Annotated in this window: 33 protein-coding genes; 32 read left to right on the plus strand and 1 reads right to left on the minus strand. The window is 65.5% G+C overall.

Annotation, left to right across the window (positions count from 1 at the left end; all coding sequences use genetic code 11):
• The first annotated feature begins 281 nt into the window (after positions 1 to 281).
• The 8 genes from GC148_RS15130 to GC148_RS15165 all read left to right on the plus strand — a co-directional run bounded on the left by GC148_RS15130 (position 282) and on the right by GC148_RS15165 (position 4,585).
• Positions 282 to 530: a hypothetical protein gene (locus tag GC148_RS15130; protein WP_291072057.1), complete on the plus strand. Its 249-nt coding sequence runs from the start codon at positions 282 to 284 to the stop codon at positions 528 to 530.
• Positions 527 to 1,159 carry a class I SAM-dependent methyltransferase gene (locus GC148_RS15135; protein WP_291072059.1) on the plus strand — a complete coding sequence of 211 codons (633 nt, stop codon included), beginning with the start codon at positions 527 to 529 and terminating at the stop codon, positions 1,157 to 1,159. The genes GC148_RS15130 and GC148_RS15135 overlap by 4 nt, the downstream gene beginning before the upstream one ends.
• Positions 1,152 to 1,796, plus strand: a complete 645-nt coding sequence (locus GC148_RS15140) for a hypothetical protein (protein ID WP_291072061.1) — start codon at positions 1,152 to 1,154, stop codon at positions 1,794 to 1,796. The genes GC148_RS15135 and GC148_RS15140 overlap by 8 nt, the downstream gene beginning before the upstream one ends.
• A complete protein-coding gene (locus GC148_RS15145; protein WP_291072062.1) occupies positions 1,793 to 2,191 on the plus strand; it encodes a hypothetical protein in 399 nt (132 codons plus the stop codon). The genes GC148_RS15140 and GC148_RS15145 overlap by 4 nt, the downstream gene beginning before the upstream one ends.
• Before the next feature lie 2 nt (positions 2,192 to 2,193).
• Positions 2,194 to 2,823, plus strand: a complete 630-nt coding sequence (locus GC148_RS15150) for a hypothetical protein (RefSeq protein ID WP_291072064.1) — start codon at positions 2,194 to 2,196, stop codon at positions 2,821 to 2,823.
• Positions 2,820 to 3,158, plus strand: coding sequence for a hypothetical protein (locus GC148_RS15155; RefSeq protein ID WP_291072077.1), 339 nt, complete (start codon positions 2,820 to 2,822; stop codon positions 3,156 to 3,158). Before GC148_RS15150 ends, GC148_RS15155 begins: the two co-directional genes overlap by 4 nt.
• 2 nt (positions 3,159 to 3,160) lie before the next feature.
• The gene (gene dnaN / locus GC148_RS15160) at positions 3,161 to 4,279 is read left to right on the plus strand and encodes a DNA polymerase III subunit beta (protein WP_291072079.1); all 1,119 of its coding nucleotides are present in this window, start codon (positions 3,161 to 3,163) and stop codon (positions 4,277 to 4,279) included.
• Positions 4,280 to 4,450: 171 nt separating this feature from the next.
• Positions 4,451 to 4,585 carry a hypothetical protein gene (locus tag GC148_RS15165; protein WP_291072081.1) on the plus strand — a complete coding sequence of 45 codons (135 nt, stop codon included), beginning with the start codon at positions 4,451 to 4,453 and terminating at the stop codon, positions 4,583 to 4,585.
• A 17-nt stretch (positions 4,586 to 4,602) separates the two neighbouring features.
• On the opposite strand, the gene GC148_RS15170 is transcribed toward GC148_RS15165, so the two are convergent.
• The gene (locus GC148_RS15170) at positions 4,603 to 4,833 is read right to left on the minus strand and encodes a hypothetical protein (protein ID WP_291072083.1); all 231 of its coding nucleotides are present in this window, start codon (positions 4,831 to 4,833) and stop codon (positions 4,603 to 4,605) included.
• 63 nt (positions 4,834 to 4,896) lie between these two features.
• Between GC148_RS15170 and GC148_RS15175 the strand changes: the two genes are divergently transcribed.
• The 24 genes from GC148_RS15175 (at position 4,897) to GC148_RS15290 (ending at position 25,817) form a co-directional block, all read left to right on the plus strand.
• Entirely contained in the window at positions 4,897 to 5,310 is a 414-nt protein-coding gene (locus tag GC148_RS15175) for a hypothetical protein (RefSeq protein ID WP_291072085.1), read from the plus strand.
• 96 nt (positions 5,311 to 5,406) lie between these two features.
• Complete coding sequence (locus tag GC148_RS15180) at positions 5,407 to 6,459, plus strand: hypothetical protein (protein WP_291072086.1); 1,053 nt, start codon at positions 5,407 to 5,409, stop codon at positions 6,457 to 6,459.
• A gap of 52 nt (positions 6,460 to 6,511) precedes the next feature.
• The gene (locus GC148_RS15185) at positions 6,512 to 7,474 is read left to right on the plus strand and encodes a hypothetical protein (protein WP_291072088.1); all 963 of its coding nucleotides are present in this window, start codon (positions 6,512 to 6,514) and stop codon (positions 7,472 to 7,474) included.
• 222 nt (positions 7,475 to 7,696) lie between these two features.
• Positions 7,697 to 8,170: a hypothetical protein gene (locus GC148_RS15190; protein WP_291072090.1), complete on the plus strand. Its 474-nt coding sequence runs from the start codon at positions 7,697 to 7,699 to the stop codon at positions 8,168 to 8,170.
• Positions 8,171 to 8,260: 90 nt separating this feature from the next.
• The gene (locus GC148_RS15195) at positions 8,261 to 8,743 is read left to right on the plus strand and encodes a phage terminase small subunit P27 family (RefSeq protein WP_291072092.1); all 483 of its coding nucleotides are present in this window, start codon (positions 8,261 to 8,263) and stop codon (positions 8,741 to 8,743) included.
• Complete coding sequence (locus GC148_RS15200) at positions 8,718 to 10,427, plus strand: terminase TerL endonuclease subunit (protein ID WP_291072094.1); 1,710 nt, start codon at positions 8,718 to 8,720, stop codon at positions 10,425 to 10,427. The genes GC148_RS15195 and GC148_RS15200 overlap by 26 nt, the downstream gene beginning before the upstream one ends.
• The gene (locus GC148_RS15205; RefSeq protein ID WP_291072096.1) at positions 10,427 to 11,638 is read left to right on the plus strand and encodes a phage portal protein; all 1,212 of its coding nucleotides are present in this window, start codon (positions 10,427 to 10,429) and stop codon (positions 11,636 to 11,638) included. The genes GC148_RS15200 and GC148_RS15205 overlap by 1 nt, the downstream gene beginning before the upstream one ends.
• Positions 11,628 to 12,341, plus strand: coding sequence for an HK97 family phage prohead protease (locus GC148_RS15210; protein ID WP_291072098.1), 714 nt, complete (start codon positions 11,628 to 11,630; stop codon positions 12,339 to 12,341). The genes GC148_RS15205 and GC148_RS15210 overlap by 11 nt, the downstream gene beginning before the upstream one ends.
• A 12-nt stretch (positions 12,342 to 12,353) precedes the next feature.
• Positions 12,354 to 13,658 carry a phage major capsid protein gene (locus GC148_RS15215; protein WP_291072100.1) on the plus strand — a complete coding sequence of 435 codons (1,305 nt, stop codon included), beginning with the start codon at positions 12,354 to 12,356 and terminating at the stop codon, positions 13,656 to 13,658.
• A gap of 81 nt (positions 13,659 to 13,739) precedes the next feature.
• The gene (locus tag GC148_RS15220; RefSeq protein ID WP_291072101.1) at positions 13,740 to 14,138 is read left to right on the plus strand and encodes a hypothetical protein; all 399 of its coding nucleotides are present in this window, start codon (positions 13,740 to 13,742) and stop codon (positions 14,136 to 14,138) included.
• A gap of 5 nt (positions 14,139 to 14,143) precedes the next feature.
• Entirely contained in the window at positions 14,144 to 14,830 is a 687-nt protein-coding gene (locus tag GC148_RS15225) for a head-tail connector protein (protein ID WP_291072103.1), read from the plus strand.
• Entirely contained in the window at positions 14,827 to 15,183 is a 357-nt protein-coding gene (locus GC148_RS15230) for a head-tail adaptor protein (RefSeq protein ID WP_291072105.1), read from the plus strand. The genes GC148_RS15225 and GC148_RS15230 overlap by 4 nt, the downstream gene beginning before the upstream one ends.
• Before the next feature lie 10 nt (positions 15,184 to 15,193).
• Complete coding sequence (locus GC148_RS15235) at positions 15,194 to 15,415, plus strand: hypothetical protein (protein WP_291072106.1); 222 nt, start codon at positions 15,194 to 15,196, stop codon at positions 15,413 to 15,415.
• A 2-nt stretch (positions 15,416 to 15,417) separates the two neighbouring features.
• Complete coding sequence (locus GC148_RS15240; protein ID WP_291072108.1) at positions 15,418 to 15,858, plus strand: hypothetical protein; 441 nt, start codon at positions 15,418 to 15,420, stop codon at positions 15,856 to 15,858.
• Positions 15,855 to 16,298, plus strand: coding sequence for a DUF3168 domain-containing protein (locus tag GC148_RS15245; RefSeq protein ID WP_291072109.1), 444 nt, complete (start codon positions 15,855 to 15,857; stop codon positions 16,296 to 16,298). The genes GC148_RS15240 and GC148_RS15245 overlap by 4 nt, the downstream gene beginning before the upstream one ends.
• A 75-nt stretch (positions 16,299 to 16,373) precedes the next feature.
• Positions 16,374 to 16,844, plus strand: a complete 471-nt coding sequence (locus GC148_RS15250) for a hypothetical protein (protein WP_291072110.1) — start codon at positions 16,374 to 16,376, stop codon at positions 16,842 to 16,844.
• Between the two features lie 12 nt (positions 16,845 to 16,856).
• Complete coding sequence (locus tag GC148_RS15255; RefSeq protein WP_291072112.1) at positions 16,857 to 17,312, plus strand: GTA-gp10 family protein; 456 nt, start codon at positions 16,857 to 16,859, stop codon at positions 17,310 to 17,312.
• Positions 17,309 to 17,431, plus strand: coding sequence for a hypothetical protein (locus tag GC148_RS15260; protein WP_291072114.1), 123 nt, complete (start codon positions 17,309 to 17,311; stop codon positions 17,429 to 17,431). The genes GC148_RS15255 and GC148_RS15260 overlap by 4 nt, the downstream gene beginning before the upstream one ends.
• A 12-nt stretch (positions 17,432 to 17,443) precedes the next feature.
• Positions 17,444 to 20,653, plus strand: a complete 3,210-nt coding sequence (locus GC148_RS15265) for a tape measure protein (RefSeq protein ID WP_291072116.1) — start codon at positions 17,444 to 17,446, stop codon at positions 20,651 to 20,653.
• A complete protein-coding gene (locus GC148_RS15270) occupies positions 20,653 to 21,144 on the plus strand; it encodes a DUF1833 family protein (RefSeq protein ID WP_291072118.1) in 492 nt (163 codons plus the stop codon). Before GC148_RS15265 ends, GC148_RS15270 begins: the two co-directional genes overlap by 1 nt.
• Complete coding sequence (locus GC148_RS15275; protein WP_291072120.1) at positions 21,141 to 21,524, plus strand: hypothetical protein; 384 nt, start codon at positions 21,141 to 21,143, stop codon at positions 21,522 to 21,524. The genes GC148_RS15270 and GC148_RS15275 overlap by 4 nt, the downstream gene beginning before the upstream one ends.
• The gene (locus GC148_RS15280; RefSeq protein WP_291072122.1) at positions 21,512 to 23,869 is read left to right on the plus strand and encodes a host specificity factor TipJ family phage tail protein; all 2,358 of its coding nucleotides are present in this window, start codon (positions 21,512 to 21,514) and stop codon (positions 23,867 to 23,869) included. The genes GC148_RS15275 and GC148_RS15280 overlap by 13 nt, the downstream gene beginning before the upstream one ends.
• Positions 23,869 to 24,366: a hypothetical protein gene (locus GC148_RS15285; protein WP_291072124.1), complete on the plus strand. Its 498-nt coding sequence runs from the start codon at positions 23,869 to 23,871 to the stop codon at positions 24,364 to 24,366. Before GC148_RS15280 ends, GC148_RS15285 begins: the two co-directional genes overlap by 1 nt.
• A complete protein-coding gene (locus GC148_RS15290) occupies positions 24,366 to 25,817 on the plus strand; it encodes a putative Ig domain-containing protein (protein ID WP_291072126.1) in 1,452 nt (483 codons plus the stop codon). Before GC148_RS15285 ends, GC148_RS15290 begins: the two co-directional genes overlap by 1 nt.
• Positions 25,818 to 25,857: the final 40 nt, after the last annotated feature.

Raw genomic sequence — 25,857 nt, forward strand, 5'->3', positions numbered from 1 at the left:
ACCCGCGCAATCGTATCCACGCCCTTCAACTCCAGCTCCATCCGCTACCAAAACGCGGATGGTCAAACACTCCAAACGGGGGGTCAAAGTTGGACGCCGATAACCCCGTCTAAGGGGTCAAACTTGCACGCCGAAACACAAGGAGGCCTCTGACAGACTGTACGCTCTGACCCACGGAGCGATTCATGTCGGCAATTACGCGGATGAGATCACCGAGGCCGAGGCTGCCGCCATGATGGCCGCCATCGAGGTCGCGGCCACCGCTGCCAGTAAGGTGCGCCATGACTGAGGCGCTGCAGGTGCTCGCCGCGCTCTATCTCGCGCGCGGATCATGGCGGGGGTTTCGGGAGATCAGCGCCTGCCGGGCCGAGAACCGCCGCACCGGTGAGGCCGCACCGCTCTGGCCGGTCTGGCTGCTGCTCGTCTTGTGCTGGCCGTTTTTCGACGCGCAGCGCGCGGTCCTGTGGGCGCTCGGCCAGTGGGATGCGGCCGCCGCGATCCGCGCAGACAAGCGCGAGGCCCGGCCATGAGCCGTGTGCGGACAATCACCGGCGCGCATGACACCGCGACCAAGGGCGAGGCCGAACTGTATGAGACGCCGCCGGGCGCCGTCCGGGCACTGCTTGCTGCCGAGCCGTTTTTCCGCAGGGCGCAGACGATCCTTGAGCCGTGCTGCGGTCCCGGCCAGATGGTCGCCGCGCTGCAGGCCGAAGGTCACCAAGTCATCGCGGCCGACCGGTTCGATTATGAGGCGCGCTGGAAAGGCCGGCCGGATACCGTTCGCACCTGGCACCTTGATTTCCTGACCGCGCAGCCTGATCGCAGCTGCTCGGCTGTCGTGATGAATCCGCCCTATTCAAGAGCCGATGCCTTCATCGAGCGGGCGCTCGCCTGCGCGCCGCGTGTCTATGCCCTGCTTGAGCTGGGTTGGCTGCAGGGCGAGGGCGCGCTGCGATGCGACCTGATCGACGGCGGGCCACTGATCCGCGTTTATCAGTTCCGGGGCCGGCTCGACATGCACCGCGACGGCTTCCCGGTCGAGCGGCGCCAGCAACAGGCGCGCAAGCATGCTTGGTTCTGTTTCGTCTGGCGCTCCATGGCCGAACCGGTGCCGGTCGCCTTCACGCGGGTCTCTGAAATCGGGGGCGGTGATGCCTGACAGTGCGGCCGGCAATTCTGCGGAACACACGCCTGATGACATCCGCTGGATGGATGGGCGAGACCCCAATCGCTTTTGGGCGATCACGCGCGCGCAGCCAGTAGCGAGCCTTACGGTCGCGGGTGTTCTGTGGGGTTTCACGCGCTCGGTCGCGCCGCCGCCGCAGCTGATCGGCAAGCGTCTCATCATCACCGCCGGCGGCGGGCATCATCCGTTCAAGGAAGCGGCCGACTCCGGGCGCAATGCCGTGCTCGCTCATTGCGGTGTCGCGGTGTCGCCGGCGGAGATTCCGGACGGCCGCGAGAAGATGTTCCGCGAGGCGGTGCACAGCCTGCAGGCTTCCATGTCGGTCGGTGCCGTGCGGCTCGCGGCAGCCTTCCAGATAGCCAACGTCGTCGACGGGCAGGTCTATGCGGACATCCGTCCGGGCACGGCACATTCGGCGCCGCGCGGGCTTGGCATCTGGCGCGAGTTTGACCAGCGCGCGTTGCCGCAGGTCGAGACGCTCGACCGGGGCCGCTGGCTCTGGTGTTTCGACGCTGCCCATGAGTTCGCCCTCGACATGCGGGTGCCGGTCAAGGGCTTCGGCGGGATTTGGGACTATGAAAAGGGCCTCGCCCTCAGGGGGCGCGGATGAACCTCTCAAAGATTCCGGCGCCGCGCCTTGAGCGCCTGATCCGCGTGGCCGACCAGCGCGCTGCCGGCAAGCGTCCGGCCGAGATCGCGGCGAGCGAGCGCGTCTCCACCAAAACGCTGCAGCTCGACTTTGAAATCCTGGCAGTGCAGTCGCGCGCCGAGCTGGCGGTGCACCTCGCGCGCCGGGCCAAGTCCGGGCACCGCGCCGCGCCGGCCGGCGAGGTTTCACCTTGCGTGTTCTATGTCGTGCGCGAGGGCCGCGCCGAGCGCTGCGGCGCCGCTGCGCGCGGCCAGTATTGCGAGGCGCACAAGCGCGCCACCTCGCCGGGCGAGGGGCAGAGCTTCCCGCTGCGGCCGCGCACCCTGATCAAGAGCAATGGAGGCAAGCCCCGGTGAGCATGAACCTGAAAGAGTTTCTGGCCGAGGTCGGCCTGCGCATGGACGCAGAGATCAATGCCGAGGTGCTGCGGCGGATCGGCGACCTCAAGCAGATGCGCGACATGCTGGTCGCGCTCGGTGCAACGGCGAAGGCGCTGGCCAGCACGGCCGAGCAGCAGGCCTCGGCGCTGCGCGACCTGTGCACCTGCATTGAAAACCAAAAGGCCTTGCTCGCCGAGCTTCCGGATGAGGCTGAGGCCGATGAGGATGCGCCTGGCGCGTCCGGACCGGCGGCGCCCGCCGAGGATGATGCGCCGGTTGAGGTTGAGGTGACGGTCACCAGAAAACCGGAGGCCGCGGCCGTCTCGACCAAGGCGCAAAAGGCCGAGCAGGCGGGCAAGGAAGACGGCCCCGAATGGCGCGCGGCGGCGCTCGCCGCTGCGCGCTCGGAAAAGGTCGCGAAGCTGGTGCGCCAGCTGGCCGAAGATGGTGACCTGACCGTGCAGGGTGTCATCTATGCGTTTCATCCGCCGATCAAGGAAACCTATGCGCAGAACCTGCTCTCGGATGTGAAGCGCGCCCTTGGAGCGGCAGGCTGGACGCTCGCCCGCGACAACACCGGCGCATATCGACCGAGGATCGCAGAATGAGCGGCGTGTTTTTCGACCTGGCCCTCCGGGTTGCGGCCGCCAAGGCCGCGCTGTCGATCTCGGAGGTCGCCTCGGCGCTCTGCCTTGCCGGATCAGGTCGCACGGGATGGGATTGCCCGGCCTGCGGATCGCGCGCGACCGTGCGGCCGCGTCCGGACGGCAAGGGTGCGCGCTGCAACCTGCCGAGCTGCAACAAGGGATTCGACGCGCCGGGCCTTGTGGTCACCGCGCGCGGCGTGAACGTGCCGCAGGCGCTGACCTTCCTTGAACGGATCATCGCCGAACGTGCCGCCAAGCATGACAAGGCGCCCTCACTTTTTGACCAAGGAGACTGAGAATGGCGAAGGCAAAGGCAGCGCACACGCTCGCCGCAACGGTCGAGGCCGGCGAGTTCGCCCGGCGCCTCGGCTTCGTGACGGGCGCCATCGCCCGGCGCAACACCATCCCCATTCTCGGCTGTGTGCTGCTTGAGGCGCGCGAGGGCCTTATCCGCCTCTCGGCGACGAACCTTGACCAGCAATCCGATGCCGAGACGGCGGCCGACGTGAAGATCGCCGGCAAGGTCTGCATCGATGCGGGCCGGCTCTCGACCATTATCAGCCGGATGAGCGGCGAGCTGCTGATCACCCTCGATGACCGGGTGCTCAAGCTGTCGGCCGGACGCGCGCGCGCCGAAATGCCGACCTTGCCGGCCGAGGATTTCCAAGGCCTGCGCGGGCCGGAGGATGGTGACACCATCGAGATTGCATCCGGCGCGCTCGCGGCGGGGCTTGCCTCGGTCATGCACTGCGCCTCAACCGAGGATACGCGGTATTACCTCAACGGCGTCTATGTGCAGCCGGATGGCGGCGCCCTCATTTTCACCGCCACCGATGGCCACCGGCTTGCCAGCCTGCGCGTCACCGCCGGCCTGCCGGATGGCCTGGGGTTCGATCCGTTCATCCTGCCGCGCGCCGTGCTGCGCGACTATTGCAAGTTTTGCGAGCGCGTCGATGGCCCGCTCGCCATGACCGTGGCCGACAACCGGCTGCAATTGTCCGCACACGGCGAAACGCACATCACAAAGCTGATAGATGGGACGTTCCCGGATTATGAGCGCGTGTTTCCGAAGGCGCCGGGCGCCAGCCTCACGCTGCCGGTCGCCGATCTGAAAGCGGCCGTTGCGGTCGCCATGACCGGCACCGAGGAAAAGAGCCGCGCCGTGCGGTTCGATGCCGAGGAAGGCCGCCTAGTCTGCCGGTCCGGCCGCGAGGCCGATTTCGCCGAGGCGTTCATCGAGGGCGTCGATATTGCGCCGGTTGATCCGTTCGGCCTCAATGGCAAGTATGTGCTCGACGCACTTGAGGCTTGCGGCGGGGCGGCCGAGGTCGAGCTGATCGTCATTGATCCGGCCTCGCCTGTGCGCATCCTCGCGGGCGACCAGCTGCGCCAGTGCGTCATGCCGCTGAGGGTCTGATCATGGCGCGACCGATGAAAGAGGTAGTCGCGGACCTTGAGCGGGTCGCCGAGGCGCAGGCGCGCGGCGTGGCGCTGATGCAAGAGCTTCTGGCAAGCGCAAAGGCGCACCTCAAAGAGCTGTCAGACAAGGATGAGGAAATCGCGGGGCTGAGGGCGGAGATTTGCCGCCTTGAGGATCAGCCGGCAGGCTGCGCGGCGCGCGCTCGCCGAATGGGCGCGCGGCGAACATCCGCACACGGTCGAGGCGGTGCTCACCGCGATCCGGGGCGGGCATACCGGGGATCTAGCGCGCGTGTTCGGTTAGGACATGATGACCCGACCTCAACCCTTCCTCTGGCCGACATCGCGGGTGCTCGGCACGGCCGGCAGGTCGCGGCGCGGCGTGATGTCGAACGGCGCGGCGAGGCCGGCCGCGAGATCGCGCGCGAGCAGCCGGGCGGCGCCATCGGTTCCGTGCGCCTTCGCCAGTTCCCGGAACCGGGCTTTGGCGGTGGTCTGCAGGGCCACCGTGAGGTGGATTTCGAGCGCGCGGCGGGTTTCCTCATCAATCATGCTGTGTGCCTATCCTTGCGCTTGGTCTCATAGGCCCGCGCGGGCCGGAAAGGAAGTTTCCACATGTTTCGCCCTCTGATCCGCCTGTCACTTTTCGGCCTGGCCGCGTGTGCGAGCGCGCCGGCGCCGCCGCACCTGCCTGAGGTGCGCGACTGCGCGCCGGGGGCCTTTGTGGCGCTTCCTGAGCCCGTCTGGACGGCGCCGGCAACGGCGGTCATCGATGGGGACAGTTTCTGCATGGGCGCCGCTGAAATCCGGCTGCAGGGCTATTCCGCGCCCGAATGGGATGCGCCGGGCGGGCCTGAGGCGCGCGCGCGCCTCGCCGAGCTGCTCGCGGCGCGCGGTCCGGTCACCTGCACCGCAAAAGCGCGTTCCTATGACCGTGTGATCGCGGCCTGCACCTTGCCAGACGGTGAGCGGCTTGAGGCCGTGCTCAAAAGGGAGGGTTCGGCGCCCGGTGTGTCCGGCGGGCCATGACCCGCCACTAACCTCGCATTTTGACCAATAGGAAGGGGCGCGGCGAACCCGGTTCGCAGCGAACACCTCCGGCTTGCCCTTGGGAGGGGCTTTCTGATGAGTTTTGAACTTGGCGAATCCCTGCGCCGCTGCGGCCTCGAAACGGGTGGCCGGCGGCACATCCTCGATGCGCTGGCCTGTTACACCGATGAGGAAACCGGCCTTGCGAGCGCGTCTCAAGTCACGCTGGCCGTTCATGCCGGCATGAGTGAGCGTCATGCCAAGCGCATCCTTGCCGAGCTGATCGCCGATCAAGACCTGGCCGGTCTGGTGCGCCTTGTGCGGCCTGCGGCCGGACGGGGTCGCGTGGCGGTCTATCAGCTGATGATCGGCCGCATCGAGCCGCTGGCAGCGGCGATCAAGGCCGCGCAGCGCGTGGCGCGCGCCGGTGTCGCGGTCGCGCTGCTCGATGCCGGCCTGTGCGGCAAAGCGCTTTCGCCGGACAATATGAGGGCGATTTTCACGCTTTTGGCGCGCCTGATGCGCCTTGAGGGCAATCAGCCGGCGGCCGCAGCCGTCGAGGCGCAGGCGGCGCTATTCGAGGCCTTCCTCGCGAGCGAGGCGCCTGTGCGCCGGCCGGACGGCTCAGAGGCCGCGCCGGAGTTCGATTTCGGTCCGCAGGCGGAGGAAAATGCGCCTGCGCAGCCTTGTGGAAAGCCTGTGAATGACCGGCCGGAAAGGGGGACAATCTGTCCGGAAAAGGGGGACAATCTGTCCGGAAAGGGGGACAATCTGTCATCGGCGCATATAAGGAATCTTTCCCCTCAGGGATTAACCCCTTTTACGGCAGAGGCCGCCGCGACGGGCTGTGAGCAGCTGATCGCCGGTCAGGCCGTGGTCGCCCGCGAGTTCTTCCTCGACCCGATGGCCATGATCGGCCATGTCACCGCCTGCCGCGCGGATCGCAGGGCTTTCGGAGAGGCGTTTGCCGGCAGGTTGGGGCGCATCGACGCGCATGGCGTTTTGACGGTGGTCTGCACCGATCCTGCCGAGGCCGAGTCGCTTGCCGCGCGCTGGCTTGAGCCTCTGGTCGGCTATGCGCGCACAATCGGCCTTTCGGGGGTTGTGTTTGCGGCAAGGGGCCGGGCGGCGGAATGGCCGCCACCGTGAGGCGCCCGCTTCCATCCGTCTGCTGATCAAACAACGCCTTAGGAGCCTGCCCATGACCGCCCCGCGCCGCCGCCCCATCCTCACCGCCCCGCTCGGCCCGGAAGGCCGAAAACACCTCGCTGACCGGGTCGCTGACATCCAAGCCAGAGGCAACGCGGCGCGCGCGAAATGTGCCGAGATCGCAGGCAAACCGCCTGGGCGCGCAAACGCCGGGAGGATCGCAAAAGCCTTGAACCGGCCGGACCCGCTTGAGCGGCGGATCGCCAAGGCTGAGGCCAATGCGGTGCATCTGGCTAACCTCGGCAATCGGGTCGATGCGGCGCGCTCTGAGCGCACGGCGGCCGAGCTGAAAGGCAAACTTGCGCGGCGCCGGAAGGCCGAGGCGCTGATGCGTGAAAAAGAGGCGATCCGCGCCAGTCGCCTCGACCGGTTCGCGCTGCTTGTGGGCCGGTCGGCCATCCTCACCGATGTGCACTATGCCATCGCAGACCGCTGGCTCGCGGCGCTCGATGTGGCGGCCGATGGCGAGCTGGCGCGCCCGGCAGAGGTCGATCCGGCGCTTACTGATGAGCCTGAGGCTCGCGCGCTGCCGTCTGGCCCGGCGATCTTCCTGTCTGGCCCTTCGGTGCTGGCAAGGTGGGGCAAGGCTGTGCCGGTCGAGGCGGTGACCTCAGGGCGCCGGAAAGTGCCGCCAACCTTCGATCCTAAGCGCGTCAAGGCGCCGCGCACCGGGCCTCAAGGCGGTCCGGTTCAGGGCGTGCAGGCCACCTGCCATGAGCGCCGGTCGAGGGCTGATCGGCTCACCGAATTGTTTGTGAACGGCATATTGGCCGCTGGCTATCCGGGCTGGTGTGCACCGGTGGCGATTCGGGTGATTCTCCAAAATCAGAGCCTGAGGCAGGCCTTTAGCGCCCTCGGCGTCGGTGATGGCGAGGGCAACCGCAATGAGGCGCAAACCGCGATGGCTGCAGGGCTCATGGCGTTGTCTGGGGCTGTGTATAAGGCAGGCCTTTGACAAGAGGTGTTGACTCTCGCCGCGAGTTTCGCTCCCCATTGCCACGTTCCGAAGCTGTGGCCGGGCCTCCCGGTGGTCGGCTCTGGGGCTTTCTTCTACACCTCCCTGACCTCCTGCCGGGCCGGCTGACGGCCTGAGTGGCAAACCCTGCAGAGGCTGTCCCGGCGGCCGTGCTACAGGGTGGCTGTCAACCAGTCCGGCAGTTTTTTAGCGAGGTGAGTGATGGCGACCATTCCGCCGAAGGTCGGCCGCGTCCGGATCGCCGGCGCTCAGCGTCTCAACCCTGCCGACTATGGCTCAGCCAATGCCAGCTATGAGGCGCGGCGCGGATCGTCAGCAGACAGAGGGTATGGCGGCAGGTGGCGCAAGGCGCGCGAAACGGTCATGCGGCGCGAGCCGCTTTGCAGGCCCTCTCAGATTTTGCTGGGCAAGGATGTCGAGGCCGAGGTGCTTGATCACTGGTATCCGCATTGCGGCTTGACCTGGCTCTTTTGGACGCAAGGCCTATGGGTGCCGATTTCAAAGGCTTGGCATGACGGGCCTAAGCAGGAAATTGAAGCGCGCGGCGAGGCGGCACTTGACCGGTTCGCGCGCGACCTCGGCCTGCCGCTGCTCGCAGGGCTTGAGCCGCAGCGAATTTGGGAGTGGCGAACCGTGTTCGCTGCGCGAGAAACGTCCGGCATGGGGGGGCGTTGAAACTTTTGGCCGCTCACGCGGAGACCGGCGGATCAATCAATTTTTCCGCACCGAGGTTTTTTGAGCGAACTTTTTTTTGAGGTTGGCGTCATGGCAGACGAAGAGGCAGACGGCCGCGAGGTTGGCGCCGAGATTGACGATGCGGTGCCACACCAGCTCACCGCCGAGGGCAAAGAGGTCTGGGCACGGATCGTGCCGGCGCTCAATCGCATCGGCCGTGTCAAGCAGACGGATCGCGAAGCGCTGACCCGGTATTGCGACATGGTCGGGGCATACTGGAAAATGAGCCTGCAGATTGCGACCGAGGGCTCGACCATGCTGGTGCCGACCGTGGCAAAGGATGAGTCGGGCGCCGGCGCGATGTGGCGCCGGCATCCGCTGCTTTCCGAGCGCCGGGCGATGGCCAAGGCGCTTGAGGGGCTTGAGGATCGGTTCGGCATGTCGCCGCGCGCGCGCATCGAGTTGGTCAATCGCCAGCTCGGCCGGACGCCGGCCGGCGGAGGGGAACTGCCGCTCGACGGGGATGCTGACGGCGACAATGCCGACAATGCAAACCCTGCCGCCTTCAACTGAGCGGCGGTTCAGGCTTGTCGGTCCGAGCGATCCTCAGGCCTTAGCCTTCGCCGAACGCATCGCGCAAAAGCGCCGCCTCAACGCGGTGCCGAGGCTTTGGGGTTACCGCGATGAGCGCGGCGTCCTGTGGATGTTCGATCCGTATGAGGGCGAGCGGGTCATCCGATGGATTGAGAAATTTTGCCGGCACCGCAAAGGCGAATGGGCTGGCCAGCCGATCAAGCTGGCGCCATGGCAGCGGCGGATCATCCGGCAGATTTTCGGCTGGTTCGGCCTCGACGGTTTCCGCAAGTTCCGCGAGGCCTGGCTCGAAATCCCGCGCAAGAATGGCAAGTCAACGCTGGCCTCTTGCGTCTCGGCCTATCTGACCATCGGCGACCGCGAGCCGGCGGCTGAGGTCTACATCATCGCGACCAGCCAAAAGCAGGCCATCGACCTTGTGTATGCGGACACAAAGGCGATGATTGAGGGGTCGCCGGCGCTGGCCGCGCAGGTCGAGACCGCGAAAAAGGGCGCCTATCACGAGGCAAGTGACAGTCGACTGCAGACCCTCGGCAAGGGAAGCCAGCACGGTTACAACCCGCACGGCGTCATCGGCGATGAGGTGCACGAGTGGAAAGGCCGCGACCAATACGAGGCCATGACCACGGCGCAGGGGACGCGGCGCCAGCCTCTTAAACTGTTCATCACGACCGCAGGCCATGACCGGGCGAGCCTTTGCGGCGAGCTGCATGACATCGCGGTGCAGGCCCGCGACGGCCTCATCTACCGGCCCGACCTTTACGTGCGAATCTTCGCCGCCGGGCTCAATGATGACTGGAAGGATGAGGCGACCTGGCACAAGGCCAATCCGGGCTTGCGGTATGGCGCGCCGAAGCTGTCAGCGCTGCGCGAGGCGTTCATCAAGGCCGAGCAATCCAAGGCCGAGGAAAACAGCTTTCGCAGGCTTCACCTCAATCTGTGGACGGACAGTCAGACGGCATGGATTCGCGGCGCGGATTGGGATGCGTGCCGCCGGCAAATCGAGTGGGAAAAGCTCGCGGGCGCGCGGTGCATCGCCGGCCTCGACCTCGCCAAGGTGCTCGACCTGTCCGCGCTGGCGCTCCTGTTCACGCCGGACAATCCGCTCTTTCCCGGCAAGTGGATTCTGGGGCTCAAGTTCTGGTGTCCTGAGGCAAACATCCGTGAACGGGCTAAATCCGATGGCGTGAATTATCAGGCCTGGGCCGATGCCGGGCTGCTAACGGCCACGCCGGGCAATGCCACCGATTTTGACGCCATCGAGCGCGACATCCTCGCGCTGTCTCGGATCTTCCGCATCGAGGGCTTGGGGTTCGACCCCTTCCTCGCTCAGCAGCTGATCCAGCACCTGATCGAGGCAGGCATCCCCTGCCATGAGGTGCGTCAGGGCTTCCTGACGCTGGGGCCGCCAACGGCCGAGTTTGAACGCATGGTGATCGCGGGTGAGATCGTGCACGGAGGGCATGCCATAATGAACTGGAACGTGGCGAACGTGCAGGTGGACACCGATGCCGCCGGCAATATCAAGCCGAACAAGGCGAAATCCAAGCGCAAGATAGACGGGGTCACGGCGGCGGTAAACGCCACCGCCCTCGGCCTGACGGTCGAGCTGGCGCCGAACCTCGACGGCTTCCTGTCCGCTCCCGTGATGTCGGCCGGCTGATGGCGCTGCTCGGCTTTTCGCGTTCGATCCTCGGGTGGTTCAACCGGCAACGGTGGGGCGTGTTTGTCTCGGGCCGGTCCGAGGCCGGCGAGACCGTCACTTTTGAAACGGTCATGCGCATCGGCACGGCTTATGCGTGTGTGCGCAAGGTCGCCGAGGGCGTGAGCTGCCTGCCATTCACAATGGTGAGTGTCGGTGAGGGCGGGGTCTCAAAGCCCGCGCCGGATCATCCGCTCGCTGACCTGCTCGGCGACATGCCGAACGCGGACCAATCGGCGCAGCAATATTGGGAGCTGGTCTGCCTGCAGCTGCTTTTGCGGGGCAATCACTATGCGCTGAAACTGCGGACGGGTGGCCGGCTGGTCGCACTTGAGCCGTTGCCGCCGCATCCGGTGACCAGCTGCCGGAGGACCTCGACCGGCGCCCGTGAATTTGTTGTGACCTCCGGGGCGCGCGTCGGGGTCTATAGCGAGGAAGATGTTTTCTTTGTTCCGGGTTTCGGAGAAGACCCCGATTGCGGCATGAGCGTCATACAAGCCGGCGCCAACGTCTTTGGACGGATGATCTCGCTTGAAAAACACCAATCAAAGCTGCTCGCCAAGGGCGTGCGGCCGAACATGGTGATGACGACTCCTGGCGCTTTGACGCCGGATCAGCGCAAGATGGCGCAGGAGAATATCATCAATCCCTTTGTCGGGTCAGACAATGCCGGCGGGATGATGCTGCTCGAAAACGGTTTCAAGGTCGAGCCCGTCACCATGACCAATGCGGATGCGCAGCTCATGGAGCAGGCGAATATGGGTGTGGTCGAGATTTGCCGGCTTATCGGTGTTCCGCCTTGGATGATCGGCCATTCCGAGGGCAGCTCGAATTGGGGCACCGGCCTTGAGCAGCAATTCCGGGCCTTTGGCATGCTGACCTTGCGGCCGATCACCTATCGCATCATCGGTGAAATTCGCCGGCAGCTGATGAGCCGGGATGAGCGCCGCAAGTTCCGGCCGGTGTTCAAGCTTGAGGCGCTGTATGAAGGCGACATGCTCACGCAGCGCCGCGTCGATGAAATCGATGTGCGCTCGGGTGTCCGGCCGGTCAATGAAATCCGCGCGGATCGCGGCCTGCCGCCTATCGAGGGCGGAGATGTGGCGCGCATGCAGGCGCAGATGGTGCCCATTGTAATCGATCCAACGCAGGGAGGCGGTGATGCTGCATAAACTCATGGCGCGAACCGGGTTCGCCATCAAACGCACCGAGGGCGTGCAGTTCAAGGATTATGCGTTCAAGCTCGAAGGCAAGGCCGAGGGCCGAGAGTTCGAGGGCTATGGCTCGGTGTTCGGCGTGGTTGATTCCTATAACGAAATCGTTGCCGCCGGTGCCTTCGCCAAATCGATTGCCGAGATCAAGGCGAGCAGCCGCGCCCTCCCGGTGCTCTGGAATCACAACAGCAATGAGCCAATCGGCAAATATCTTGAGCTGACCGAGGATGCGCACGGCCTCAAGGTGCGCGGCGAGCTGCTGACCGGATCGGTGCAGCGCGCGCGCGAGGTCGCCGAGCTGATCAGTGCCGGCGTTGTCAGTGGCCTGTCTATCGGCTTCTGGCCGCGTGCTTACACGCGCGATGACAAGACGGGCATTGTGACCCTGACCGAGTGCGAGCTGCGCGAGATTTCGGCGGTCACCTTCCCGGCGAACGGTGAGGCCCGCATCGAGACCATCAAGGCCAAACTCGCGGGCGGTGGCAAGCTGAGTGAACGTGAATTTGAGAAGCTCCTGCGGGATGCGGGGCTCTCGAGAACCGAGGCCATCCGGACCCTGCGCGCCGGATTCTCGGGCTATTCTGGTGAGCGGGATGCCGCCGGACAAAAGGCGCGCCTCGATGCGCTCGCGGACCTCCGCGGCGCCCTTCAAACCAAATAGCGGAGACATCCCATGAAACCCCTTCACCTGCTTGCCGGCGCCGCTGCGCTGGCCAATCCGGCGCTTGCCTATCGCGAGCGCGATGACAACGGCGCTGACCCTGTGGTCGCGGCCGTTGCCGCTCTCAAGGCCGACATCCTGAAAAACCACGGCCAGATGACCGAAGACCTCAACAAGCTGAAAACCGATTTCGGCTCGAATACGTCCGAGCACGAACGGTTCAAGGCCGACATCGATGAGAAGCTCTCGAAAAACGCAGAGAACTTCAACTCGCTGAAAGCGATGCTCGATGACCTGGCTCAGAAATCAGCCCGCGCCGGCGCCCGGCCGGAGAAGGTCAAGACCCTCGGTCAGGCGATCACCGGTCACGAGGATTTCAAGAAGTTCACCGGCGCCAAGGGCGATTCCGTGCGCTTCAAGGTCAAGGCCGAGGCGGCCGTCAAGGCCATCACCGGTCTCGATGCCTCGGCCGGCGCACTGGTCGAGCCGACGCTTGCCGGCGTGGTCGGCTCGCCGAAACGTCGCCTGACCGTGCGCGGCCTGCTCGCCTCTGCCCGCACCAATTCGGATTCGGTGAAATTCGTGCGCAAGACGTTCACGAACAATGCCGCGCCGCAGGCGGGTGAGGGCGCAGCCAAGGCCGAGTCCAACATCACCTTCACGCCGGAGACCGCCGAAGTGGTGACCATCGCGCACTTCGTGCGGGTGTCGCGCCAAATCCTCGGCAACGTGCCGGCGCTTGAGGCGATGCTCGATGTCGAGCTGCGGTATGGCCTCGCCTACAAGGAAGAGACGCAGCTGCTGCTCGGCTCGGGCGCGACCAACAACATCAACGGCCTTGTGACGGCGGCCACCGCGTTTGCGCGCCCGGCCGGCGTCGGCCAGATGACTGGCGTCACGCCTATCGACGTGCTGCGCGTGGCCGCCCTGCAGGGCACCGTCGCGGAATACTTCGTCGACGGCTTTGTGATCAACCCGGTCAACTGGGCTCTGATCGAACTGGTCAAGGACACGACCGGCCGCCACATCATCGGCAATCCGAACGGCGAAGGCGACCCGCGTCTCTGGGCTACGCCTGTCGTGCCGACCAATGCGATGCCGGCTGGCAACTTCCTCGCCGGCTCGTTTGCGCAGGCCGCGCAAATTTTCGACCGCGAGGATGCGGATGTGATGATGTCCGGCGAGGATGCCGACAACTTCACGAAAAACCTCGTGACGATCCTTTGCGAGTCGCAGCTCACTCAGGCGATCTATGCGCCGCAGGCGCTGATCACCGGCACGTTCACGGCTGCAACCGCCGCGCTGCAGGCCGCTTAATCGCAGCCTGACGCTCATCTAAATTCCGAGGCCGGACCGTCCGGCCTCGGATCATAATTTCAGCTCACAAAGGAACACGCCATGCCTCGCCTGCTCACCGCCCTTCGCCCTGTCGCCGATGGCGGCACGGTCATCCTTGAGGGTCAGCCCTACATGCCGACCGATGACAAAGAGGAACGCACGCTGCTCGCTACAAAGCGCTGGCAGCTGCAGACCAAGGAAGATGCCGAGGCCTGGGCGACCCGTCTCTCGCGCGATCCGGTGCTCGCCGAGCGCATGGCCGGCGAGCCGGCCGAGACGGTCGAGACGAAAGGCAAGGGCAAGGGCAAGGGCAAGCCCGATGCGGATGAGCAGGCCCGGCTTGAGGCCGAGGCCAAGGCGAAGGCCGAAGCTGAGGAAAAGGCCCGGCTTGAGGCTGAGGAACAGGCCAAGGCCGCCGGCCAGTCCGGCCCGGCCTCGACCGGCACCGGCATCGGCTGAGCGCCTTGACCGCGTTGCACCTGCGCACCGTTCTTGTTGAGCCTCCTGAGCAGCCCGCTTGGGAGCTGGCCGACCTCAAGCGGCACCTTGTGGTCGAGTCCGATGAGGATGACGACCTCATCAAGGCCTATGCGGCCACGGCCGAGGAAGCGCTCGGCGGTCAGGATACGATCTATCAACGTGTCTGGACGCATGCGACGTGGCGCGACTTCTGGCCAGACTTCACGCGCTCGCCTGTGCTGCGCCTCGCGCCGGTGCATGAGATCGCGCGGATCACCTACATCAACACGGCCGGCACCGAAATGCTGATAAAGCCTGAGGCCTATTACCTCATGCCGGATGTCATGGGCGCGCGGCTCGGCTGGTCTGATGCCTATGCCCTGCCGGGTGATGTGGCGCGCAGGCCGGATGCGGTGCGCATCGATTATGTCGCTGGCTACGGCCCGCTTGGCAAGGATGCGCCGCAGCGCGTCCGGCAGGCGATCCGCATGCTTGTGGGGCACTGGTATCGCCACCGCGAGGATGTGGTCATCGCGGCGGGTTCGCCTGTCGTGCTTCCCAAGGCCGTCGAGTTCCTCATGGAACCGCTGCGCCGGTTCGGTGTCGAGGCGTGGGACAGTGTCAACGTCCCCTGCCTCGGTCCGGGCGGCGCCGGCGATCCGGTGCTCGGTGTCGCGGTCGATCTCGAATGAGCTTTGCTGGTCGCCTGCGGTCCCGTGTCACCGTCTATCGCCGCTTCGGCGAGACGCCTGCCGATCTCGGCGAGTGGACCGCAGGCGCTTCCCGGCGCGCAGACATCACGGCCGCATCCAATGCGGATCAGGAGGGCGCGGCCGGCGTGGTCGGCGTCGAGCAGGTGACCATCACCGTGCGCCTCGATGTCGAAACGCGCGGATGGGATACCGCGATGCGGCTGGTCGAGAACTCCGGACCCTCGCGCCTCAACCGCATTTTTGAAATGACCGCGCCGCCGCAGGTCGATGATAGCGGCCGCTGGCTGATCATCCGGGCGGCCGCAGGCGGTGTTGACCTTGACCTCGACTAGGAGAAAGCCCATGGCCCGCCGCACCGCGCGCCGCGTGATGATCACGCGCGAGATCACTTATCATCCGAAAAACTCTCTGGCCTGGTATCGGGTATTCCGTGCCGGCTGGCAGGGGCCTGTCACGGATGAGCAGTATGCCTTCCTGATGAAGGAAAAGGCTGCCACTGCCCTCGATGATCAGGGTGCGGACGGCACCTCCGGCGACGGCGCCGGCAACAGCTCAGAGGGCTGACAATGGCCTTTCGCGCGGGCGCGCGGATAGATCCTCGCCGGGCGCTTGCCAAGGCCCGCCGGCTGCCGTCTCGCGTGGCTGCCGAGGTGCGGCAGGCGACCGAGACCAATGCGCGCTCTCTGGCGCGGGATGCCAAGATCGGCGCGCCGCTCGGCGCGACCGGCGCGCTGAAAGCCTCGCCTGAGGCGGAGCCTGTGCGCGGTTCGCTCAACACCGCATGGCGCGCGACCTCGGGCAATAGCAAGGCGTTTTATGCGCACCTTGTCGATGGCGGCACAAAGCCCGGCCGGCGCGTGATCACGCGCGGCAAGCGGCGCGGTCAGAGTTTCAACCATCCTGGCACGCGGGCGGTCGGGTTTCACCGCGCGCGCTATGCGCTCAAGCGCGCGGAATACCGCAAGCGGATGCGCAAGGCTTACCGAGACGGGGCGAGGGGGCGATGATCGAACGCGCAAACCGTGCACTGATCAAAGCCTCGACGGCGGCTCTGCAGGCGGATGCTGGCCTTGCGGCCGCCTTTGCCGGCAAGCCCGTGCAGGTGCTGGAAATCGTGCCGGAGATGGGGCCATCGCGGCCGGTCAAGTATCCGCTTGTCACGTTCGGCGGCGCGGAAAAGCAGCGCCTCCCGGATAGCTGCGGCAAGGCGCGTGCCTTGGTCAGCCTGTTTGTCCAGGTGTGGGATGCCGACCAGACCATCACGCGGCTCAGTGACATCGCCGAGGCATGCGAGGCGCCGCTGCTCAAGCTGGCGCTCGCGCCGGAGACCGGGCTCGCGATCAACGCGCGCCGGCATGTCGTGACGCGGTGCCAGTATGACCGCGATAGCGCGCTGCTTTACGGCCTGTGCCAGATAGAATTTCAGGTCAACGCCCTCGCGGGCTGAGGCTGACACCGAACTGCGGGCGAGGAAGCCCGGAGCCTCACTGCCGGGCAGGCAGGAAACCAATGGAGTCAACCCATGGCAGATTATCTGCAGGAACTGCTCGGCAAGCATGTGCTGCTGTATGTCGAGTCCACCGAGACGGCCGATCTCTATGAGAAAAAGTGCCTGTTCGCCGAGTCGCTCAGCCATACGTCAGACAAGACCTATGACGAGTTCGAGTCGCGCGACTGCGCCGATCCGGACGCGCCGGCCGCAAAGCGCCGCACGCTCAAATCGATCTCCGATGTCTTTGCCGGAACCGGTCACGTCAAGTCTGACGCCGCTCTGAAAGAGATGGATGACTGGCACTACACCGACGTGAAACGCAACGTCGAGCTGCGCCTGCACCAGCCGCTCGCGGACGGCACCATCGGGGCGCTGGTCGCGACCTACAAGGGCGCAGCGCGCCTGCAGGTCAACAGCCGCGACTACAACCCCGGCGGCCCGATTGTGGTCTCGGCATCCATCCTCATCGAGGGCACCGTGCAGCGGGTCTATCCGGCGTAAGCGGGGCAGGCCATGGCGCGCGTCTCTCACTATCTGGGCAGCAAGCCTTATCCTTTCTGCCTCGATGCAAACGGTGTGGCGGAGCTTGAGTCTCTCACGGGTCTCGGGCTCTGGGCACTTGAGGCGCGCCTCGCGGGGCGGACCTGCACCTCTCGCGAGGTGCAGGCCGCGTTCCGTCTCGGCCTGGTCGGTGCGGGGCTGAAAGAGCAGGAGGCGCTGCAGCTGACCGCAGTGCACGTTGTCATCGGCCGGCTTGAGAAGGCGCGCGAGATCGCGCTGCTTGTCGTGGCGGATGCGGTGCGCGGGATCAGCGAGGCGGAGGCGGAGATCGAACGGCCGGGAAAGCCGGAGGGGGCCGCAGCTCCCCTTTCCGAACTCTCCCCAACGGGCGCTTCAACTGGACCGCAATCCTCGGAGGCCTCGCCGCCCACGGGATCGCGCCAGCGGCGCTCAAGGGCACCCAAATGATTGACCTCATCCGCATGCTGAACGGATTGGCCGCTATCAACACACCGAGCGAACCGGGTTCGCCGGTCAGCAACGCCTCGCCGGCTGCGCTGGCTCAATTCATGTCCGATGACTTTTAGGGGCGCCTGAGCATGGATGTGATCGACCGGCAGGAAATCGAAACTGTTTTCACCGCGAACCTCAAGCAGCTTGAGACCGCGATCATCCGCTATGGCAACGCGATGGAATCCGCAGCGGCCCGGCAGGATCGCGCGTTCCGCCAATCGAACGCCAATATCGAGCGCAGCGCGCTCAGGATGAATCAGAGCCTGCGCGCTGCGCTCGCTGTGGGCGCCATCGCGGTCGCCGGCCGCGAGGTCATCGAGTATGAGGCGACCTGGCGCAACCTGACCAACACGCTCAAGCTCTATGAGGGCGTGATCGGTCCGGCCGAGCAGGCGACCTTCCGGCTCAACGCGGTCGCCATCAACGCCAGTGTGAACATTGGCGAGCTGGGCAACCTGACCGGCGCAGCGGCGCGCGCGGTCGGTGGCGCCAAGGATCAGTTCAGGGATACCGGCACGGCGGTGTTCGAGTTTTCAGAGCTGGTCTCCAAGGCGGCTCAGATTTCTAACAACGGTTCGGCGGCCGTGTCCGGCGCGCTCACGCAGCTCAGCCAAGCGATTGCCAGCCCGCGCGTGCAGCTCGGCGAGTTCAACTCGATTATCGAGGGGACGCCGCGCCTCGCACAGGCCTTCGCCGATGGCATCGGCATCGCCAAGGGCTCGATATTCGAGCTGCGGCAGCAAATCATCGCCGGCAACGTGTCTGGCGTCGATCTCATCCAGGGCCTGATCACTCAAGCGGCGGTGCTGCGCGAGGAATTTGGCGGCATGACCACGGGCGCCGCCGAGGCGCTGAACCGGTTCAAGAATCGCCTCGCCGAGTTCATCGGCACTAATCAGGGCGCCATCGATGCGCAGCAGGGGCTTGCCGGCGCTATCGATTTTGTTTCGGAGAACCTTGAGGCGCTCACCGAGGCCATCATCATCGGCGGCGCGGCGCTCGCCGGCTTCTGGGGTGCCTCGACGCTGGCCTCGATCACGGCCGGGCTCGGCGGCATGACCAAAGGCCTCAAAGGCACGGCCGCTGCCATGGCTTTGCTCAATGGTGTGTCTAAGGTATTCGGCGGGCCGTGGGTCATCGGCATCACGGCCGTGGCCGGTGCGCTCGCCTATTTCGCGCTGCAGGGTGATGCCGCGAGCGAGTCCATGGACCGGCTTGAGAAGACGCTGAGCGATTACCGGCGCGCGAGCGGTGACATCCAGTCAGACACGCGGAAGCTGACCGAGCTGCAGGATGACCTCACGGAGGCTGTGCGAAATCAGCAGGGCGCCATCGAGGCGACCAAGCGCGCCGAGATTGCTGCCCTCCGTGAACGGATTGCAGCCAATCAAGACCTGCTCAAGATTCAAGGCTTGCTCGCGAAGGCTGAGCTTGGCCAAGTCTCTGAGCAGGTCAGCCGCGCGACCGAGACCTCGCTCGGTGACAATATCAACATCCTGAGCCCTGAGGCGCGCGCGCGGTCGGTGCTGTCCGCAAGGGCGTCGGCCGCTGCCACCGATCCTGACCAGCCGGGCCTGGTCGACATGGAAAAGCGCAAGGCCGAGTTCATCCGCCTGCTCGATGAGCAGATTGCGGCAAATGACCGGGTGCTCGATGCCGGCGGCAAGCTGAGCGAGCAGGATGCGGCCGCCTACAAGATCAAGGCCGATTATCTCAACCTGCTCGCGCGCGAGGCCGACCTCAGGAAACAGCTGCAGGATTTGCGGCCAAAGAGTCCCTACGGCACTGACCTGCGCGATGAGGTTGACCCGCTGTCGCCACCGGCCACGGGCGGCGGTGACAAGGGCGATAGCAAGGAAGCGGAGAAGCTGCGCGAGGCCTTCCTCGCTGCGCGCGATGAAATCAACCGCGCCTATAATGACACGTTCGAGACCGAGATTCAGGCGGTCGAAAGGATCTATGAAGCGCGCCTTGCCGGCCTCAAGAAAACGGCCGCGAGCGAGCAGGAGTATCGCGACCTGGCGCTCAAGGCCGAGCAGGTCAAGGATGCCGAGATCGCCAAGATCAACGCTGAAAAAGACAAGCAGGAAGCCGAGCGGAATGATCAGGCGGACAAGCGCCGCGCGGATCAGGCTGCAGAGGAACTGCAGCTGCTCGATGACATCCTCTATGCGCGCGATGCGGCGCACGGGCGCACGCTCGACCTGATCAAGCGCGAGTTCGCTGCACGGCGCGCCGAGGTCGAGGCGACTTATACAGACGAAATAGAAAGCGCGGCGCGCAAGGCCGAGGCGCTCGCTGCTCTGCAGGAAGAAGAAGACAAGACCATCGCCGATGTGCGCCAGCGCGCTCTCGATGATGCCCGCGACTTTTCCGAGACCGATGTCGTGCAGGCCGAGGTCGACCGCATCCATGATGAGGCGCAGGCGCGCATCGATGCGATCAACGCGGCTTATGGCGGTGAAATCGAGGCGCACCGCGAGGCGCAGGATGCGATCACTGAAATCATCGCCGAGGCCAATGACCAGATTGCAGACCTCAGCCGCGAGCGTCTGACTGGATACGTTGAGGATGTCGGCTCAATATTCGGCTCGCTTGCTGGCATCATCGAGGATTATGGCGGCAAGCAGTCCGGCGCCTACAAGGCGCTGATCGCGATTGAGCGCGCGTTCACATTCGCGAGCCTTACACTGAACATCGCGCAGGGTATCGGTCAGGCCATCAAGGTCGGCTTTCCTCAAAACATCCCGCTGATTGCCGGCGTCGTTGCACAGGGCGCTACAGCGCTGTCAATGCTGGCGCCTAAGGGCGGCGGCTTCCAGCGGGGCGGGCACACGGGACATGGTGCGGATACGGACGTTCGTGGACTCGTTCACGCTAACGAATACGTTCAAGATGCGCCTACGGTCCGCTGGTATGGTGTGGACATTATGAGGGCGCTGCAGTTCCGCCGCATTCCGAAGGAAGCGCTTCGGGGCTATCAGCGCGGCGGATATGTGGGAACGCCACCGCCTTCAATCCAGCGCGCTGCCGACCGGATCACGCGGCAGGCGACGGCGGCGGCCGCGACGATTCGTCAGACCTCGAACATCTACAACGTGCAACAGGGCGACGTGACGCTTTATGGCCGGGATGATGCGGACGTTGTGCAACAGCTGCGCGGCGAGTTGGAGCAAAGCGAGGGCAGGCTGCTGGCGCAGCTCGGCCCGGCGGTCGCTAATGACATCCGGCGAGGCGGGGGCGAGATCAGCAGCGCCCTGCAGGATTCATATTCGCTGGCGCGGCGAGGCACCTGATGGCACTCACCGAACGCCAGAGGCGCCTTTATGCCAGCGCGCCGCGAGGCGAGATCGGGCGATGCGGCTTGAGCCTGACGCATCCCGGATTCTCTCGGCCCTGGCATCTTACCAATCAGCCGCGACCGTTTGAGGGGCTGGTCGCCGGCGAGCTGGTGACATTCGAGGTGCATCCGTTCCGGATCGTCCGGCCAGAGATCGGCACCAGCGGCAAGGTCGATCTAAAGCTGGATATTCACAATTCGGGTCCGGTGTTTTCGGCCGAGTTCCTGAGGGCGGCTGCTCAGCCGCGCACGGGCGTGCGGGTCGAGGTCAATGACTATCTGCCGGGCGACACGGTTAGCCAGATCGACGCGATCATCCTGTCCCTGCTCGACATCGCGGTGACGGCGGAAAGCTGCTCAGGCACCGCGTCTAGTGCGGATTTCCTCAACAAGGAATTTCCGCGCCTGTCCTATACACTCGCGGCCTTTCCGGGGCTCGACCGGTGAGCGCGCATATCGCGGCCCGCTTTGAGGGTGCGGTCTATGCGCCGCTCGGCAGGGGGCCGGTGGAGTTCGATTGCTGGGGTCTTGTGTTGGCGGTGCGCGGCGCGCTGGGGCTGCCGCTGCCGATTGACCCGATGGAGGCGGCCCGCCATCCCGGCGAGATGGCGCAGATACTTGCGCGCCACTTGGATGCCGGCGACTGGAAACCCTCGGCGCCCATTGACGGTGCAATAGTCATGTTCCCGTCGCTCGCCCGCGCGCTGCATGCCGGCGTCTGGATTGCCGGTGGTGTGTTCGACATTTCGGAGGCTGCCGGATTGCGATGGCGCCCGGCGAACCGGGTTCGCGCTCAAAGAATGGAGGTTATCGAATGGGCAAGATAAAGCTCATCCGCGTAACGCCGGCGCAGGCGTCAAGGGTCGAGACTTTCGACCATGACGGCGCGGTCATTGATTTCCTTGAGCGCGAGTTTCCTGACGGCTTTGAAGGGCAGTCGCACTTGGTCACCCTCGACGGCAAGCCGGTTGATCCTGAGGATTATGACCGCGTCACGCCGGCGGACGGTGAGCTAGTGCTCGCCTTGTCACCTTCCGGTTATGATCCTCTGACGCTGGCCATCATCGCGTTCGTGATCATCGCGGTTGCGGTCGGCCTGACCCTGGCTTTCATGCCGCGCCCGCCTTCGGCCACTTCGGCGGATGATCCGCAGTCGGTCTATTCGGTCAGTGCGCAAGCCAACAAGGCAAGGGTGGGCGGTGTCATCCCGGTGCCTTACGGGCGGTGCGTCTGGACTCCGGATTATGCGAGCCAGTCTTACCGCGTCTATGAGAACAATCAGGAGACCCGGTATTTCCTGCTGTGCGCGGGGCAGGGCGAAATCGATGTGACCTCGGTGCGGATCGGCGAGACGCCTGTCACTGACTTGCCGCCTGGGCTTGTCCGCTATGCGGTGTTCCCGCCGGCGCGACACGGCCGCGCGCTCGGTTCGGTGTCCGGTGAGTTCGGTCTGCATGAAAACGTCGTGACCTCCGGCGATGTTTCCGATCAGGAACTGCAGCCTCCTAAGAAATTCCAAGGCCGCGCCACCGCGACCTTTTCCGGCAGTGAGCTGGCATTTGACGATGGCGCCGTTCCGGGGCAGGCCGCGCCCGGTGACACGCTGGTCATCCGCAAATCACCTAATGATGGCGACTATCTGGTGACGGCGGTCAATGGCAACCGGGTGACGGTCAGTGAGGCGTTTGCGCGTCCGGCTGGACCTGTGGCGTTCGATCTTGCGATAGTCGGAGGCGAGTCTTTGGTCGCCGGCCCGTTTGTGTCAAACGGCGCCCGCTCGCGCACACAAGCCATCGAGCTGGACATCGAGTTTCCGAACGGTCTGCACACGGTCGATGATGAGGGCCGGGTCAAGCAGGCCTCCGCCACTTTCCTTGCTACCTTCCAGCCGCTCGGCGATGAGGGCGGGCATGCCGGCGCGGCCTTCTCGCACTCGGTCGCCCTGAGTTCGGCGACCCGCACGCCGCAGCGCCGAACTTGGCGGGTGCCTGTGCCGGCCGGGCGATATTCTGTTTCACTGCAGCGCACAGATTTTGAGGATCGGGCCTCGCAGGTTGACCGGTCAGTCTGGACCGGGCTCAAGGCATATCTCGACTATGAGGCCGGCGACGTTTACGGCGACACCACGCTGCTGGCGCTGGCGATCTCCGGCGCGCAAGAGCTTTCCTCTCGCTCGCAGAATCGCATTTTTGCCGAGACCTTTGCGCGCGTCGAGACTGTGGCCGGCGGCCGTGCACTGTCGGCAAACCCTGCCGACATCATTGCCGACATCGTCACGCGGCCGAGCTACGGCGCCGGTCAGGAGCGCGCAATCGCGCTAGACCTCGACGGGCTGGCGGCCTTTCACGCGAGCCAATCCGGCCGCTCGGGGTTTAATGGCGTTTTCGACCGGCGCGGCACGGTGTGGGAAGCGTTGCGCGATGTCGCGATAGTCGGCAGGGCTCTGCCGCATCCGCTCGGTGCGCGCCTGTCGGTGGTCGAGGATGCGCCGCGCCCGATGCGCGCCAGCCTTGTGACGCCGGACCTCATCACGCGCGGCAGCTTTTCGATGACTGCGCACTTTCGCCCGCCGGGCGGCGATGATGGCGTGCTGGTTGAATATTCAGACGCTGCAACATTCCAGACCCGCACCGCGCTCTATCCGCCTGAGTCAGTCCGGCCACGGACGGTGCAAGTGCGCGGCCTGGCTGATGATGCCGAGGCGCTCTCGATGGCGGAATATATTTATCGTCAAGAGGAAGGGCGCAGCGTCGAGGTCAAGTTCGGCATGGAATGGGATGCGCTCAACTTTGCGGCGTTTGACCGGATCGGCCTTTGCCTTCCCCTGTTCGATTGGGGTGCGGCGGGGCAGGTGGTCGAGGCTCGAGGTCGCGAGCTAACGCTGACGCGGGCTGTGCCGGCCGGCGCTGTCTTCTGTGCGCTCCGCGATGCCGAGGGCAGGGCGAGCGCCGTGGTCGCCGGAACGGGTGACGGCGGCCGCAAGATCACGCTCGCGGCGGATCTTCCATTCGAGCCGGTGACCTCGGCCAATGGGGTCGCCACGCCGGTGGCGTTCGGCGTGCGTGAGGATTTCCTGCGCGACGTGACGGTCACAAAGATCGTGCCATCCGCCAACGGAACAACCGTTACCGGTCACTTTTATGACCCGCAATTCTGGGAGGGGCTCGCCTGATGCCGGACGCAATCTCGCGGCGCCTCTGGCCGGCCGGCCTGCCTTGCCCGAACCTCAAGGCCATCGAGTTCACACCGGATGGCGGTGAGCTGGCCACCGAGATGGAAAGTGGCGCGCGCCGCACGCGCCGGCTCTATGAGGGCCTGCCGACAACCTACACGGCGCAGCTCGTCTGCAACCGCATCGAGACCGCGATTTTCCTGAGCTTCTATGAGGAAGTCGCCGGCACCGAGTTTGAAATCGACGTGCACTCACCGTTCAACCTGGTGCCCTCGACCAGCCGGCACCGGGCGCAATTCATCGGGTTGCCGAAAGTCAGTGAAGCGGGCGCGGCCAGCTGGTCGGTGTCTGTGACGCTCTGGCTGGCCGAGATCAGTGTGCCTGACTTTGACGCCATCGCCTTCCTCGCCGCCTATGGCAGCGAGGCCGGGCGGATCGCCAACCTTTTCGACCAGCTCGTCAATGATCAATTGCCGAGCCACATGGGAGCTGCCTAATGGCCATCGATACACCGCCAACCGCACAGGAAATCCAAAACGCCGGGACGGATGTCGATACGCTCGACAAGGTCATCAACGGCGCGGCCGATCTAGGCGGAGACGGAATTGTCGCGACGCGCCGGGGCGGGCCGGTCAAGACCCTGGCTTGGTATCTCGCGCAGCTCGACGCGCACCGGCTTGCTGCCGGCGAGCTGGTTGCCGATCTTGAGGGCGAGGCCGATGACATTGCGGCGATTGCCGCCGGCCTTGCGCCCGGCCAGCCGCTCGATGTGATCGCAGACAACATCGCCTCGCTGATCGCGGCCTCCGGCATCTATCCTGTCGCGCTCGGTGAGCATGATGCGCTCGACGGATCGGTGATTACCGATCCGCGCGTCACCGTGCTGCATGAGGATGAGCGCTATAGGCCGCGCGTGCTGCCGCACACCATCGCGGCACCGTTCGATCCGGAAGACTTCTATCTGATGGCCTCGCAAGGGTCGGCCTCGGCCTTCGTGCTGGCAGAGCTGCGCCGCCTCGCAACCTATCATCCGCCGGTGGCGCCGAGCTTCGGCGTCAACCGGGCCTATGCTTTCGAGGCCGGCTCGACCGGCGCGATTGTCGATCTCAACACGCTTGTGACCGATCCGGACTCGCCGGCCGAGAACCGCACCTTTGAGGCGCTCGATACGCTGCCCACGGGCGTGACGCTGACCGGCGCGATCCTTGCGCGGGCTGCGCCGCCAATCCAAGCGCCTGCCACGGTCACGTTCCGCGTCACCGATGAGAGCGGCCTGAGCGACACCATCGACATCACGCTGCACAGCTATGACCCGCTGTCGCCGCCAACCACGCCGCCCACCTGGGTCGCTCTGCCGGTCTGGAATGTCACGCAGGGCGCCGGCGTTGGAACGCTCAACGCGCGCAGCTTCATCCTCGCCGGCACAACGCCAGTGCATGCGCTCACCATCACGGCAACCGGTGTGCCGCCGGGGCTCGCTGTAGCCGATGGCGTGCTCTCTGGTGTGCCTACGGCGGCCGGCGCTTACACAATCACATGGACGGCCACCGATGCGTTCGGCGCGGCCGTGCAGGCCACGCAGGCCGTCAACGTGTCCGCCGGCGCGGCGCCGGTCTGGGCATCCATTCCGGCCGTAACTTTGACGCTCGGCCAGACGCTGCCGCCGGTGCGTTATGACACCTACCTGAGCGGCGGGGTCTATTCGGTCGCTGCGCTGACCCTTGCGGTCTCAGGCCAGCCCGGCGGCACCTCGCTGACTTCGCGGGAACTGCGCGGTGTGCCTTCGGCGCTGGGCGTCTACACCGTCACCGTGCAGGCGACCAATCCGGCGGGCCTCTCGGCGCAGGTGCAACACACCATCACCGTGCAGGCAGCGCCGAGCGGCGGCGGTGGCGGCGGCACCGGCAGCGGGCCGGGCGGCTTCTACGAGGACCGCCAAGTCTTCTAACGCGGCGCGGCCGCACCTCATCACAACCCTCAGCAAGGAA

The organism is Hyphomonas sp. (assembly GCF_016125515.1).
Classification (GTDB): Bacteria; Pseudomonadota; Alphaproteobacteria; order Caulobacterales; family Hyphomonadaceae; genus Hyphomonas.

Excerpts from the sequence above, each read along its gene's own strand:
- GC148_RS15130 (WP_291072057.1), top strand. The coding sequence starts at position 282 with ATGACTGAGGCGCTGCAGGTGCTCGCCGCGCTCTATCTCGCGCGCGGA.
- GC148_RS15135 (WP_291072059.1), top strand. The coding sequence starts at position 527 with ATGAGCCGTGTGCGGACAATCACCGGCGCGCATGACACCGCGACCAAG.
- GC148_RS15140 (WP_291072061.1), top strand. The coding sequence starts at position 1,152 with ATGCCTGACAGTGCGGCCGGCAATTCTGCGGAACACACGCCTGATGAC.
- GC148_RS15145 (WP_291072062.1), top strand. The coding sequence starts at position 1,793 with ATGAACCTCTCAAAGATTCCGGCGCCGCGCCTTGAGCGCCTGATCCGC.
- GC148_RS15150 (WP_291072064.1), top strand. The coding sequence starts at position 2,194 with ATGAACCTGAAAGAGTTTCTGGCCGAGGTCGGCCTGCGCATGGACGCA.
- GC148_RS15155 (WP_291072077.1), top strand. The coding sequence starts at position 2,820 with ATGAGCGGCGTGTTTTTCGACCTGGCCCTCCGGGTTGCGGCCGCCAAG.
- dnaN (WP_291072079.1), top strand. The coding sequence starts at position 3,161 with ATGGCGAAGGCAAAGGCAGCGCACACGCTCGCCGCAACGGTCGAGGCC.
- GC148_RS15170 (WP_291072083.1), bottom strand. The coding sequence starts at position 4,833 with ATGATTGATGAGGAAACCCGCCGCGCGCTCGAAATCCACCTCACGGTG.
- GC148_RS15175 (WP_291072085.1), top strand. The coding sequence starts at position 4,897 with ATGTTTCGCCCTCTGATCCGCCTGTCACTTTTCGGCCTGGCCGCGTGT.
- GC148_RS15180 (WP_291072086.1), top strand. The coding sequence starts at position 5,407 with ATGAGTTTTGAACTTGGCGAATCCCTGCGCCGCTGCGGCCTCGAAACG.
- GC148_RS15185 (WP_291072088.1), top strand. The coding sequence starts at position 6,512 with ATGACCGCCCCGCGCCGCCGCCCCATCCTCACCGCCCCGCTCGGCCCG.
- GC148_RS15190 (WP_291072090.1), top strand. The coding sequence starts at position 7,697 with ATGGCGACCATTCCGCCGAAGGTCGGCCGCGTCCGGATCGCCGGCGCT.
- GC148_RS15195 (WP_291072092.1), top strand. The coding sequence starts at position 8,261 with ATGGCAGACGAAGAGGCAGACGGCCGCGAGGTTGGCGCCGAGATTGAC.
- GC148_RS15200 (WP_291072094.1), top strand. The coding sequence starts at position 8,718 with ATGCAAACCCTGCCGCCTTCAACTGAGCGGCGGTTCAGGCTTGTCGGT.
- GC148_RS15205 (WP_291072096.1), top strand. The coding sequence starts at position 10,427 with ATGGCGCTGCTCGGCTTTTCGCGTTCGATCCTCGGGTGGTTCAACCGG.
- GC148_RS15210 (WP_291072098.1), top strand. The coding sequence starts at position 11,628 with ATGCTGCATAAACTCATGGCGCGAACCGGGTTCGCCATCAAACGCACC.
- GC148_RS15215 (WP_291072100.1), top strand. The coding sequence starts at position 12,354 with ATGAAACCCCTTCACCTGCTTGCCGGCGCCGCTGCGCTGGCCAATCCG.
- GC148_RS15220 (WP_291072101.1), top strand. The coding sequence starts at position 13,740 with ATGCCTCGCCTGCTCACCGCCCTTCGCCCTGTCGCCGATGGCGGCACG.
- GC148_RS15230 (WP_291072105.1), top strand. The coding sequence starts at position 14,827 with ATGAGCTTTGCTGGTCGCCTGCGGTCCCGTGTCACCGTCTATCGCCGC.
- GC148_RS15235 (WP_291072106.1), top strand. The coding sequence starts at position 15,194 with ATGGCCCGCCGCACCGCGCGCCGCGTGATGATCACGCGCGAGATCACT.
- GC148_RS15240 (WP_291072108.1), top strand. The coding sequence starts at position 15,418 with ATGGCCTTTCGCGCGGGCGCGCGGATAGATCCTCGCCGGGCGCTTGCC.
- GC148_RS15245 (WP_291072109.1), top strand. The coding sequence starts at position 15,855 with ATGATCGAACGCGCAAACCGTGCACTGATCAAAGCCTCGACGGCGGCT.
- GC148_RS15250 (WP_291072110.1), top strand. The coding sequence starts at position 16,374 with ATGGCAGATTATCTGCAGGAACTGCTCGGCAAGCATGTGCTGCTGTAT.
- GC148_RS15255 (WP_291072112.1), top strand. The coding sequence starts at position 16,857 with ATGGCGCGCGTCTCTCACTATCTGGGCAGCAAGCCTTATCCTTTCTGC.
- GC148_RS15260 (WP_291072114.1), top strand. The coding sequence starts at position 17,309 with ATGATTGACCTCATCCGCATGCTGAACGGATTGGCCGCTATCAACACA.
- GC148_RS15265 (WP_291072116.1), top strand. The coding sequence starts at position 17,444 with ATGGATGTGATCGACCGGCAGGAAATCGAAACTGTTTTCACCGCGAAC.
- GC148_RS15270 (WP_291072118.1), top strand. The coding sequence starts at position 20,653 with ATGGCACTCACCGAACGCCAGAGGCGCCTTTATGCCAGCGCGCCGCGA.
- GC148_RS15280 (WP_291072122.1), top strand. The coding sequence starts at position 21,512 with ATGGGCAAGATAAAGCTCATCCGCGTAACGCCGGCGCAGGCGTCAAGG.
- GC148_RS15285 (WP_291072124.1), top strand. The coding sequence starts at position 23,869 with ATGCCGGACGCAATCTCGCGGCGCCTCTGGCCGGCCGGCCTGCCTTGC.
- GC148_RS15290 (WP_291072126.1), top strand. The coding sequence starts at position 24,366 with ATGGCCATCGATACACCGCCAACCGCACAGGAAATCCAAAACGCCGGG.